The 11,816-nt window shown below is 33.8% G+C and carries 11 protein-coding genes; all 11 read right to left on the bottom strand.

Annotated features, from left to right (window positions below; all coding sequences use genetic code 11):
• Positions 1-2: 2 nt before the first annotated feature.
• The 11 genes from ACZ2G0_RS06930 to ACZ2G0_RS06880 all read right to left on the bottom strand — a co-directional run bounded on the left by ACZ2G0_RS06930 (position 3) and on the right by ACZ2G0_RS06880 (position 11,724).
• A complete protein-coding gene (locus tag ACZ2G0_RS06930; RefSeq protein ID WP_470309609.1) occupies positions 3-836 on the bottom strand; it encodes a GNAT family N-acetyltransferase in 834 nt (277 codons plus the stop codon).
• Between the two features lie 6 nt (positions 837-842).
• The gene (locus ACZ2G0_RS06925; protein ID WP_470309608.1) at positions 843-1,676 is read right to left on the bottom strand and encodes a polysaccharide deacetylase family protein; all 834 of its coding nucleotides are present in this window, start codon (positions 1,674-1,676) and stop codon (positions 843-845) included.
• A gap of 105 nt (positions 1,677-1,781) precedes the next feature.
• A complete protein-coding gene (gene neuC / locus ACZ2G0_RS06920) occupies positions 1,782-2,903 on the bottom strand; it encodes a UDP-N-acetylglucosamine 2-epimerase (RefSeq protein ID WP_470309607.1) in 1,122 nt (373 codons plus the stop codon).
• A gap of 608 nt (positions 2,904-3,511) precedes the next feature.
• Positions 3,512-3,853 carry a GIY-YIG nuclease family protein gene (locus ACZ2G0_RS06915; RefSeq protein ID WP_470309606.1) on the bottom strand — a complete coding sequence of 114 codons (342 nt, stop codon included), beginning with the start codon at positions 3,851-3,853 and terminating at the stop codon, positions 3,512-3,514.
• 956 nt (positions 3,854-4,809) lie between these two features.
• The gene (locus ACZ2G0_RS06910) at positions 4,810-5,151 is read right to left on the bottom strand and encodes a GIY-YIG nuclease family protein (protein ID WP_470309606.1); all 342 of its coding nucleotides are present in this window, start codon (positions 5,149-5,151) and stop codon (positions 4,810-4,812) included.
• A gap of 790 nt (positions 5,152-5,941) precedes the next feature.
• On the bottom strand, positions 5,942-6,979 hold the full coding sequence (gene neuB / locus ACZ2G0_RS06905) for an N-acetylneuraminate synthase (protein WP_470309605.1): 1,038 nt from the start codon (positions 6,977-6,979) through the stop codon (positions 5,942-5,944).
• A gap of 17 nt (positions 6,980-6,996) precedes the next feature.
• Positions 6,997-7,659, bottom strand: coding sequence for an acylneuraminate cytidylyltransferase family protein (locus tag ACZ2G0_RS06900; RefSeq protein ID WP_470309604.1), 663 nt, complete (start codon positions 7,657-7,659; stop codon positions 6,997-6,999).
• A gap of 4 nt (positions 7,660-7,663) precedes the next feature.
• Positions 7,664-8,593 carry a glycosyltransferase family 2 protein gene (locus tag ACZ2G0_RS06895; RefSeq protein ID WP_470309603.1) on the bottom strand — a complete coding sequence of 310 codons (930 nt, stop codon included), beginning with the start codon at positions 8,591-8,593 and terminating at the stop codon, positions 7,664-7,666.
• Between the two features lie 18 nt (positions 8,594-8,611).
• Positions 8,612-9,655 carry a glycosyltransferase family A protein gene (locus ACZ2G0_RS06890; protein WP_470309602.1) on the bottom strand — a complete coding sequence of 348 codons (1,044 nt, stop codon included), beginning with the start codon at positions 9,653-9,655 and terminating at the stop codon, positions 8,612-8,614.
• Positions 9,646-10,788, bottom strand: coding sequence for a glycosyltransferase (locus ACZ2G0_RS06885; RefSeq protein ID WP_470309601.1), 1,143 nt, complete (start codon positions 10,786-10,788; stop codon positions 9,646-9,648). The genes ACZ2G0_RS06890 and ACZ2G0_RS06885 overlap by 10 nt, the downstream gene beginning before the upstream one ends.
• A gap of 6 nt (positions 10,789-10,794) precedes the next feature.
• The gene (locus tag ACZ2G0_RS06880; RefSeq protein WP_470309600.1) at positions 10,795-11,724 is read right to left on the bottom strand and encodes a class I SAM-dependent methyltransferase; all 930 of its coding nucleotides are present in this window, start codon (positions 11,722-11,724) and stop codon (positions 10,795-10,797) included.
• Between the last annotated feature and the right edge of the window lie 92 nt (positions 11,725-11,816).

Here is an 11,816-nt window from a genome sequence, read left to right as displayed (position 1 = left end):
TTTTAAATACTCCCAACTCTACCATGATCCGAAAAATTTCTTTTAACAACAAACTCCTTATCCAAAGGCTGCTCAGATAAAAAAGTAATATCACAAAAGTAATTTTCTTCGACAGGGTTCAATCGCCAAGGGACTACATTTTTGTAATCTAAAGTCCAATTATTTTTCTCTAAACTAACAATATGCAAATCGTTCCAAGAGGTCACATAATCAATCCAATTGTATCCTAAATGCCAAGCCTGAGTTTCTAGATCATTTAGATTTTCTATTTCGACTAATCGTAAGCCTCCAGCACTTTCTTGACTAACGGCTCTCGACCCATCTGACAATACAATTCCTTTTAATGAAGGCTGTTTAAAATAATGTGTATCAGCAACTCTCCATTTTTCTACATCAACACTTATATTTTTACAAACACTTTTAAAACTTTTATCTTCTAAATTTGGATTGACTTTAACATATCGCACTAAGTCAAAATACCTGAACCAACGCATATTTCTATACAGCCCCAAGCCAGCCTCATTTGCTGCAGTTGCTGCTAAGGGATAATAGTTTCTAGCAAGACTATAAAGTTGTCCTAAAACACCTTGACCACGATATTCCTTATCAAGGAAAACATTAATAATCCAGGAAAGTTCACCGGCAAAACTAGCTCCTACATGCCCAACAACCATTCCATCAGCATTCAAACAGATAAATGATCTGCCAAAGGCTTTATCCCCAAATTGCCAAGCCCAAAATTCTTTATTGTGCAACGGATGATGTGCCCTATAGATTTTCTTAAAAAAAAGCTCTAACACATCCCAATCTTTAAGCTCAGCTTCACGTATAATCATAAAAATTTATTTAAAATTCTTTCCGCCAATACTGTCATTACAATCAAATCGATTTAATAAAAGATAATCAACTTTGTTTTCATTTATTAATGGTTTAGTTGTAAAACCAAATTTATATCCTACTTCTCTTGCAGTACTCACAACAAGTTGTGAAACAGCTTCCGCCGTTCCATAGGGATAAGACACACATTCTATTTTTTTATTTCCTAGATTTTCCAGATACGTTTTTGATATGTTTAACTCTCTTTTTATTGTTTTTTCATCGTAAAGTCCTAAAGGTATATGAGAATGGGTATGGCTACCCACAAAACCTCGATCAATCAATTCCTTTAATTGATTTGTACTCATGTATAAATCCTCCACAACTAGTTTTTCGTCAAAGTAGTTGTTGAAAATTTGATTAATAAATGCTTCTTGGGTCTTATAATCTAATACAACATTTAAGAAATATTTAAATTCAGCACTTTCCTTACGATCAAAACGATAAAAATGCATTGAATCTTGAATTTGGTCATTGGTAAGTGTTCTATTTGTGAATTTTTTAATTCTATCATATAAAATAGCTGTAGATACCACTGATCTTACTAAATGTATTTTGTGTACGAGACTAACTTTTTTTTCGACATGATTCAGTGTATTGATAAAAAACAGAGCTGGAATTCCTAATTTTTCGAGTATTGGTAAAGCCAAATCAAACTGCTCCTTTAATCCATCATCAAATGTAATTAAAATATAATTTTCATTTGATGCTATTATTTTTTCTGGATCAAGTACTAATTCATTTGGATGTATGAAGGTGCCTGTTTTTTGTAAAGCATCTAATTGCTTTTCAAATTCCATAGGTTTGATCCCAAAAATACTGGGATAAGAGGCTTCAAAATTAGTCCGAATGTAATGATAGTTAGTTACAGAAAGCATTTGTTGACTTGATATAAAATCTAATAATTAAATTTCTCTAAATTGTTTTTGATGATTAATTGCCCACAAATTATCATTTTCGATGGCGTCTAAAAACAATTGTGTGCTATTTCCTTTTCCAAAATCACCCACAGCTTCATTTTCGCTATGGCAATCTATTGTTTTTAAAGCGTTGATTATAGCTGCTTTTTCGTAGTCAATATTAATAATATCAGCATGAACTGCTCTATTTTGTTGGCGTGTCCCAATATTAATAATAGGTATAGCGTAATAAGGTGCTTCTCTTATACCTGCACTACTGTTACCTATTATAAATTGTGCGTTTTTAAGTAAAGTCAAAAAATATTCAAAACGCAACGATGGAAAAACTCTAAAACGACTGTTATTTTTCAACCTTTTATATTGTTCTAGTATAAAGCCACTTCCTAGGTCATTGTTAGGGTAGATTACTACATAATTATGATTGTCTTCCAATAAACTACTAACAAAATTTGTAGCGTACTCCTTCATTTCACTTGCCTCAGTGGTTACGGGATGAAACATAACTATTGCATATTTTTCAAATTCAATTTGGTAATACTCCTTGACAACAGTTAGATTTGGTAGGTCTTCTGAGAACATAATATCAATATCAGGAGAACCAATAGTAAAAACAGAAGATTCTGTTTCGCCCATCTGCAATAATCGCTTGGCAGCATCCTCGTTAGAAACAAAGTGAATATGGCTCAATTTACTAACACTGTGCCTGATTAATTCGTCGACAGTTCCTGATAACTCACCTCCCTCAACATGTGCAACTAAAATATTATTTAAAGAGCCTACTATCGCGCCAGCCAAAGTCTCTACTCTATCACCGTGCACCACAATTAAATCGGGATTTATCTTTTTAGTAAAACCCGACAAACCTTCTATAGTCTTAGCTAAAGTCAAGTCCATAGTAGTTTCATGGGTATGATTTTCAAATGTATGAATGTTTTTAAAATCACAGCGTTGAATTTCTAACAAGGTATAACCATATTCTATTTGCAAATGCATCCCAGTGACAACCACATGCACTTCAAAATCGGGATGCACATCCAATACTGAAATTAGTGATTTTATTTTACCAAAATCAGCACGAGTGCCGGTTAAGAATATTATTTTTTTCATTGCTTTATTTGCTATCGTCAGGCTGAGTGAAGTCGAAGCCCTTGTTTTATTATTCACGTTTTATTATGAATAAATTCTCGACTCCGCTCGAATTGACAATCGTTGTTTTAAATACCACTGTCAGGCTGAGCGGAGTCGAAGCTCTTGTTTTATTATTCCCGTTTTATTATAAATAGATTCTCGACTCCACTCGAATTGACAATCGTTGCTTCAAGTATCTTCGTCAGGCTGAGCGGAGCCGAAGCCTTTGTTTTATTATTAATCTTTCACCATAACTAGATTCTCGACTCCGCTCGAATTGACAATCGTTGTTTTAAATACCACTGTCAGGCTGAGCGGAGTCGAAGCTCTTGTTTTATTATTCCCGTTTTATTATAAATAGATTCTCGACTCCGCTCGAATTGACAATCGTTGTTTAAAGTACTACTGTTCGGCTAAGCAAAGTAGAAGCTCTTGTTTTATTATGAATAGATTCTTGACTCCGCTCGAATTGACAATCGTTGTTTCAATCACCACTGTCAGGCTGAGCGGAGTCGAAGCCTTTGTTTTATTATTCATCTTTCACCATAAATAGATTCTCGACTCCGCTCGAATTGACAATCGTTGTTTTAAATACCACTGTCAGGATGAGCGGTGTCGAAGCCTTTGTTTTTTGAATGTGATTCGTTTTTACACTCTGATAGAAAAGGCAACAGATCAAAATCATCTTTTATAAGCGCTTCTTTCTTAGCTCTACTCCATTTTTTTATTTTCTTTTCAAACTCGATTGCTTGATTAGGATCTGTAAATTCTTGATACCACATTAACGCCACAGGTCTACGTTTAAAAGTATATGCATCAGGATAATTCCCTGCGTTGTGCTCCACTAATCGCCTATCTATATCTGATGTGATTCCTACATAATAAGAATCATCTTTACATTTTAATAAATAAACATAATAAAATTTCATTAGAGCACTTTTTATATTTTGAGATTCTCGACTCCGCTCGAATTGACAATCGTTGTTTAAAGTACTACTGTCAGGCTAAGCAAAATAGAAGCTCTTGTTTTATTATTCACGTTTTTACTAAAGTAGATTCTCGACTCCGCTCGAATTGACAATAGTTGTTTTAAATTCCACTGTCAGGGTGAGCGGAGTCGAAACTCTTGTTCAATTATTCCCGTTCTATCATAAATAGATTCTCGACTCCGCTCGAATTGACAATCGTTGTTTAAAGTACTACTGTCAGGCTAAGCAAAGTAGAAGCTCTTGTTTTATTATGAATAGATTCTTGACTCCGCTCGAATTGACAATAGTTGTTTTAAATTCCACTGTCAGGGTGAGCGGAGTCGAAACTCTTGTTCAATTATTCCCGTTCTATCATAAATAGATTCTCGACTACACTCGAATTGACAATCGTTGCTTCAAATATCATTGTCAAGCTAAGCGGAGTCGAAGCCTTTGTTTTATTATTCATCTTTCACCATAAATAGATTCTCGACTACACTCGAATTGACAATCGTTGCTTCAAATATCATTGTCAAGCTAAGCGGAGTCGAAGCCTTTGTTTTATTATTCATCTTTCACCATAAATAGATTCTCGACTCCGCTCGAATTGACAATCGTTATTTAAAGTACCACTGTTCGGCTAAGCAAAGTAGAAGCTCTTGTTTTATTATGAATAGATTCTTGACTCCGCTCGAATTGACAATCGTTGTTTCAATCACCACTGTCAGGCTGAGCGGAGTCGAAGCCTTTGTTTTATTATTCATCTTTCACCATAAATAGATTCTCGACTCCGCTCGAATTGACAATCGTTGTTTTAAATACCACTGTTCGGCTAAGCAAAGTAGAAGCTCTTGTTTTATTATTAATCTTTCACCATAACTAGATTCTCGACTCCGCTCGAATTGACAATCGTTGTTTTAAATACCACTGTCAGGATGAGCGGTGTCGAAGCCTTTGTTTTTTGAATGTGATTCGTTTTTACACTCTGATAGAAAAGGCAACAGATCAAAATCATCTTTTATAAGCGCTTCTTTCTTAGCTCTACTCCATTTTTTTATTTTCTTTTCAAACTCGATTGCTTGATTAGGATCTGTAAATTCTTGATACCACATTAACGCCACAGGTCTACGTTTAAAAGTATATGCATCAGGATAATTCCCTGCGTTGTGCTCCACTAATCGCCTATCTATATCTGATGTGATTCCTACATAATAAGAATCATCTTTACATTTTAATAAATAAACATAATAAAATTTCATTAGAGCACTTTTTATATTTTGAGATTCTCGACTCCGCTCGAATTGACAATCGTTGTTTAAAGTACTACTGTCAGGCTAAGCAAAATAGAAGCTCTTGTTTTATTATTCACGTTTTTACTAAAGTAGATTCTCGACTCCGCTCGAATTGACAATAGTTGTTTTAAATTCCACTGTCAGGGTGAGCGGAGTCGAAACTCTTGTTCAATTATTCCCGTTCTATCATAAATAGATTCTCGACTCCGCTCGAATTGACAATAGTTGTTTTAAATTCCACTGTCAGGGTGAGCGGAGTCGAAACTCTTGTTTTATTATGAATAGATTCTTGACTCCGCTCGAATTGACAATCGTTGTTTAAAATACCACTGTCAGGCTGAGCGGAGTCGAAGCCTTTGTTTTATTATTCATCTTTCACCATAAATAGATTCTCGACTCCGCTCGAATTGACAATCGTTGTTTCAAGTACCACTGTTCGGCTAAGCAAAGTAGAAGCTCTTGTTTTATTATGAATAGATTCTTGACTCCGCTCGAATTGACAATCGTTGTTTAAAATACCACTGTCAGGCTGAGCGGAGTCGAAGCCTTTGTTTTATTATTCATCTTTCACCATAAATAGATTCTCGACTCCGCTCGAATTGACAATCGTTGTTTTAAATACCACTGTCAGGATGAGCGGAGTTGAAACCCTTGTTCAATTATTCCCGTTCTATCATAAATAGATTCTCGACTACACTCGAATTGACAATCGTTGCTTCAAATATCATTGTCAAGCTAAGCGGAGTCGAAGCCCTTATCATTTAAAATCTTCAAAATTTAACTGCTCATCATTATCAATATCTCTACTTGCTATTTTCCCGATTAGGTCGTTAAAATGAATTGCTAATATTGCACCTGTTCCAGGTCGTTTTACCCAAATATTATCCATAGTCAGTAAATCTCCTTTTTTAATAGGTGCAATACTGCAAACCGTAGCAAAAGCAAAATCAATTGTAACCTGTTCCTCCTTAGCTGGTTCTTTACTACCACCTCGCATTTGCCAAATTTCATTTGAGGCTACAATTAAATTTGCGCAAGCATTTTCGTCCATGCTACACACAATATCTGGACCTGTACGTTGCATCGTATCCGTAAAATGACGCTCTAGAATACTAGCTCCCAAAGCTACAGCACCCAAACAGGCATTGTTATTTAAAGTATGATCTGACAATCCAAAAACTTTGTCTGGGAAAGCCTCGTGCAATTGTGTCATCGCTCCAAAACGAACTAAATTTACAGGTGTGGGATATAAATTAGTGGTATGTAAAAGTGCTACAGGAACTTTATGCTTATCGAAAATTGCAACTGCTTTGGCGACACTTTCAATGGTATTCATTCCGGTACTTAAAATTACCGGTTTTCCAAAAGAAGCGATGTGCTCTAACAAAGGATAATTATTGCACTCCCCCGAACCAATTTTATAAGCTTGAACTCCAAATTTTTCTAATCTATCAGCGGCAGCTCTAGAAAATGGTGTCGAAATAAAAATCATTCCTTTGCTTTCGACATACTTTTTTAATTCAAGTTCATCGCTTTCATTTAGTGAACAGCGTTCCATAATTTCATAAATAGAAACGGTAGCATTGCCCGGAATTACTTTTTTGGCAGCACCACTCATTTCATCCTCGACAATATGGGTTTGGTGTTTTACGACTTCTACCCCTGCACGCTTTGCGGCATCGACCATCTCTTTGGCTATAGCCAATGACCCTTCATGATTAATCCCTATTTCAGCAATTACTAAAGGTGGAAAATCGGTGCCTATTTTTCGTCCAGCTATTTCTATATAATTCATAAATTTTATTCTCTACGCTATTTAAGTTTCTCTATTAAATACTCTGCATACTCTAAATCATCTTGGGTATCGATATCGACTTTGGCAAAAACATGATCTACTTCAAATGGAAAACTGTTTTCAGAAATAATTGTTCCTTTACTTATCAAAACCGCTTTTGCAATATAAAGCAATCCATTTTCAAAAAACAAAGGTTCTAAATCTTGAGAACGCTGTCCAATTTCATAATTGAAAGGATGGAATCTATTTCCCGCAATTTTCCCCAACTTTTGATGACTTCGAGTTACTGAAAAAAGACTCTCAAGAGCGCCACTTTTGTATTTTTCAAAAGCTTCATTTAGTAAGTTTTCTGGTCGTAACGGATTTGTCGGCTGTAGTAAAATAACGGATTCGATTTTATCATCGATACTTTTTAAAACATGTTGCAAGGCACTAACCGTTGGTTCCAGATCACCCGAAATTTCGATCGGCCTATCAATAACTTTTGCACCGTAGGCAATTGCAATCTTCTTTATAGTAGCGTCATCTGTTGATACATATACCTCATCTATCACTTTGACATTTGCTTGGGCGTACAAAATGGAATGAGCAATAAGTGGCATACCATTTAGCAATATAACATTTTTATTTGGTAACCGTTTTGAACCTCCGCGAGCAGGAATTATAGCTATCGTTTTCATATCTCTACTGATTTTCAACCAAGTTAACTTCGTTCGGGATCCAATATATTTTAGTCTTAGGTAGTTGTTGATACAACAAAAATTCTTTTTTACTTAATCGATTACTACCTTTTAAAATTTTAGGTAACGCACAAATTAAATCAAAAATTGCCAGTAAAAGTGCCTTCAAAGCCATTTTGTCACCTTTAAAAATTTTTAATTGCACTTGCTTCCAAACAGAATAAATAAATTTTCTAGGAATTAAATAGATTGGTGTAAACATAAAAAGCAAATACCAACCTGAACTTAATGAGTTTCTTAAACGACTACTATAATCCGTTTTATCTTTACGTAATTGAAGCGCTACCCGATGCTGTACCAACACTTCAGGTAAGTAATGAACAAACCATTTTTTCTTAAATAAATGATAGGATGCAAAATCTTCCTCACCGTAGAACTCAAACCACTCTGGATAAGCAACTATACTATGCCATGCATCCATTCGCCAAACATGTCCACAGCCTACGAATCCTTGAACAGGGATTGCAACTTCATCACAAGTCCTATTTTCAGGCAAGTTCAATCCCCAAAAAATACGCAGAGCAATCACACCACAATTAGGATTTTGAGTAAAATGTTTTTTTATACACTCAAGCGGGTTTTCAGTAACAAAATGGGCGTCATCATCTAAAGATATCGCGTAGGCTGCAGTTGTGTGCTGTAGTAATACATTTCTACAATATAAATACCCTTTTGAATTTTCGTTTCTCTGCAGCTTGATTTGTGGGTAGTTATTTTTAACAAAATCAAATGTATCATCAATAGAACCGTCATCATAAATACAACATTCGACATCTTCACGTTGCAACAAATGTTGAATTTTACGCAACGTTAGCGACAGGTCTTCACGTCTGTTTTTTGTAGTTATTAAAATAGAAAATAGTATCGTTGCCATAATTAATATACAAATAACCTAAAGCTGTGATTTAGGAATGGCCGAAATAGTATTATAGTTCCTTACCATTTGTTTTGGCAACTTCTTGTAACTATAAAACCATTTTGAAATTAAGGAGTTAAGTAAAAAACTTTTAACGAACCTCCTCTTTAATAACATGATTACCTTACTTGATGGCAGACGGATAGGAAAACTGGAGGGTACTATTTCTTGGTGATTTAATTTGTCAAATTTAATTTCATGCATCCAGTTCTCCAAGGTATTACCCATGTGATATGCGTAGTTATCATAGGTCGTCACTCTCCAATAATCACTTTTTAAAGCAACCGTATCTAAATAATTCTCAGAGTTTCCTCCTAATTTAAAATTAAAATAGGTTGGTATTTGTTCGAACATTTGCTTCTTATAGGTCGCTGCAAAATGTCCAGAGCCAACATAAACTGTAGTTTTTTTATACTTTAATCCTAAACTGTATTCTAGGAAGTCCTTATTATAGTGCTCGTCCCATCCAATACTTTTGTAGAAGTTAATCAAACCTTCTCTGGACTTTACAGGAATAAATTGTAAAACAGAAGAGAATAGCTTATCGCAAATAATATTTTCACAATTGGCCTTAAACATATTAAACTGAGGCACGATACCCACGACTCCCACTTTAGGGATTTCTCTAAATACGGTTAGCGTTTCGTTTTGCCAGTTGGGTAAAAAAAGCACATCGGCATCTGTTATGGTAACTAACTCTATATTGTTTCCTGCGAGTCCTTTTAGTACTGAATTCAATTTACCTATACTTCCTGTATGAATAATTTCATGAATTTTATGCTGTTCGAATAATTGGTTCAAATAATTAATAACGGCATCGCAACTACCATTATTTACAACCGTAATAAATGTTCTATTGTGAATAGTAGCTAAAATTGAATCTAAACTAAGTTGTAAAATGGCATAACTATCCTTAAAATAACCCTCTAGATTTGGGATATAAACGGGCATAATAATTTGATGCACGTAAGCGGTGGCTTCGAGCAGTTGATCTTTATGTGGGTTTAAGCCTAGTCGCATTTTAAAACAGTATCGTATAGTAGATTTATTTTTGCTTTATTAACATTATAATCTAATTTTTGATTTGCTAAATGTAGATTGTAAATGTGAGCACTTTCGATAAGATTAATATCTCCTAAAGCATTACTAACTTTTAGCTTTATATCCTCAATATCTTCTGCATCTTGTATTAAAAAACCATTAACTCCATCCTCTATAATCTCGGATGAAGCATTACCAGGATTGGATTGGATAGGAAAAGCTCCCATTATTATCGCTTCTAAAAGCGTATTAGGCATACCATCAGAGATGTTGTTTCCTATATATAACAATGATTTACCCATAAGTTGCAAAAGTTCGTCATGAGGTAAATCATTTCTACCATAAACTTTAAAAGGTAAACTATTATTAATAACATAGGACATTGTAGCTTGATGTGCTCCAAATACAACAAATTCAAAAGATGGATAATTCAAATAAATAGACTCAATTGCTTTAATTACATTTATCGCTCTACCAAATACATGTTGATAACCTTTAATTAAAATTATTTTTCTGTCCTTGATTATTTGTTTATATAGTGATAATTTCGTCAAATCATAACCACCTCCTGTAGGAATAACTCCTAAAAAAGAACCATTAAATCCTAAATGTTTTGCAATTGTAAAATCTCTTAAACAATCTGCATGCATATAATCCACTCGGGTCAGAATTTGATTTATTTTGGATTGATGGTATTTGATTTTTCCGTAAAAATATAAGTCATTACCCCAACATGAATAAATCCATTTTATGTTGGGATGTTTCTTCATAGTATTAAGAATGGGATAAGAACATGCTTGCATTTCAAAACTATGTATACAATCTGGTTTTATTTCATTTATAATACTTTCTAACGATTCATTGGGAGTCACTTCCAGAAATTTCTTCAAGTAATTATATAAACCGGGAAATCTCCTTGACAAAAAGTACTCTCCCTTTAAATAGCTGACTTTACGACTGTTTTTAGAATAATATTGGGTCACTGCTGGAAATATTTTTAATTCCCCTCTATTTAACACATCGTACCAATATAACTCATGCTCGCTTTCCTTTAAATTTTCAATCCAACGAATAGCATGAATAGAAGGCATCGAAATAAAAAGTATTTTCATTTTTAATTAGTTTTTCTTTGCAACCATTAAAATATTTTTTCCTACATAATTATTTGCACTAAATAAAGTATAAAGCTTAAACGATCTATTTATTTTCTTTACAACCTTACTTATCAAATTAAGCTTTTTAGGATCACATAAAATTTTATGCTTGGGATTTACAAGATTAATTAAATTCGTAATTATTTTTTTTTCCAAATAATCCATGGAGCTTATTATTTCTTCATGAAAGACATATTCCAGAGTCAAGTCAAAAGTTTGACAGATGGCTTCAATTGTACATTTACTCCATCGTGTTGTGTGATGAGGTGGAATATTTAAAACATGATTATGGTTTTTAGTGTAATAAGAATCAGCACAGGGGAACGCACATATAAAATAGCCTCCTTTTTTGATAGTTTTAAGTGAACTTTCAATAAATGAATATGGATTTTGAACATGTTCTAATACATGAAAAGAACACACCACATCAAATTTCTGAAGTTCTAATTTCGAAAAATCTTCTATAGAAATTTTCTTTAATGTTATCTCTTTTAACTTTGCTTTAGCAATAGCCTCATCGTTAAATTCTAAACCAACGTAATTATTGTTATTCAATAATTTTGCAAATAAAGCGTCACCCGCTCCTATTTCCAGTACTTTATCAGTTGGAAGAATAAATTTAAAGGCTTCAAAAAATTCGGGTCTAACTGAAGAATAGTAAGATTTAGATGATTTCTGCAAATTTTCATAAAAAATTTCAGATCCAGCTATAGTAGGACTAAAAAACACAAGATGACATTTTGCACATTGGATTGCATCAATTGCTACCAAATCCTTAAATTCACTAATCACATCTATATTTAATTCTGATTTATATAAATCAGCAATCCATCTGACGGGGATTTTTTGTACTTTTTTTACCGATGTGCTTTTACAAAATAAACATTTGGTCATAAAAACTCGCTATTTCACTTTTTATTACTTTACCTGTACTTTTTAAGTAAAAACAGATAACTATTCAATTAAAAACTTTATTGATTCAAAGA

The organism is Flavobacterium sp. KKT103 (genome assembly GCF_055640565.1).
The sequence above is the reverse complement of the archived record's forward strand: the minus strand, read 5'-3'. Positions and strand labels throughout refer to the sequence as shown.

What these genes read in the sequence shown, in the direction of transcription:
- ACZ2G0_RS06915 (WP_470309606.1), bottom strand. Translation starts at nt 3,853, where the DNA reads ATGAAATTTTATTATGTTTATTTATTAAAATGTAAAGATGATTCTTAT.
- neuB (WP_470309605.1), bottom strand. Translation starts at nt 6,979, where the DNA reads ATGAATTATATAGAAATAGCTGGACGAAAAATAGGCACCGATTTTCCA.
- ACZ2G0_RS06900 (WP_470309604.1), bottom strand. Translation starts at nt 7,659, where the DNA reads ATGAAAACGATAGCTATAATTCCTGCTCGCGGAGGTTCAAAACGGTTA.
- ACZ2G0_RS06890 (WP_470309602.1), bottom strand. Translation starts at nt 9,655, where the DNA reads ATGCGACTAGGCTTAAACCCACATAAAGATCAACTGCTCGAAGCCACC.
- ACZ2G0_RS06910 (WP_470309606.1), bottom strand. Translation starts at nt 5,151, where the DNA reads ATGAAATTTTATTATGTTTATTTATTAAAATGTAAAGATGATTCTTAT.
- ACZ2G0_RS06885 (WP_470309601.1), bottom strand. Translation starts at nt 10,788, where the DNA reads ATGAAAATACTTTTTATTTCGATGCCTTCTATTCATGCTATTCGTTGG.
- ACZ2G0_RS06880 (WP_470309600.1), bottom strand. Translation starts at nt 11,724, where the DNA reads ATGACCAAATGTTTATTTTGTAAAAGCACATCGGTAAAAAAAGTACAA.
- ACZ2G0_RS06925 (WP_470309608.1), bottom strand. Translation starts at nt 1,676, where the DNA reads ATGGAATTTGAAAAGCAATTAGATGCTTTACAAAAAACAGGCACCTTC.
- neuC (WP_470309607.1), bottom strand. Translation starts at nt 2,903, where the DNA reads ATGAAAAAAATAATATTCTTAACCGGCACTCGTGCTGATTTTGGTAAA.
- ACZ2G0_RS06930 (WP_470309609.1), bottom strand. Translation starts at nt 836, where the DNA reads ATGATTATACGTGAAGCTGAGCTTAAAGATTGGGATGTGTTAGAGCTT.
- ACZ2G0_RS06895 (WP_470309603.1), bottom strand. Translation starts at nt 8,593, where the DNA reads ATGGCAACGATACTATTTTCTATTTTAATAACTACAAAAAACAGACGT.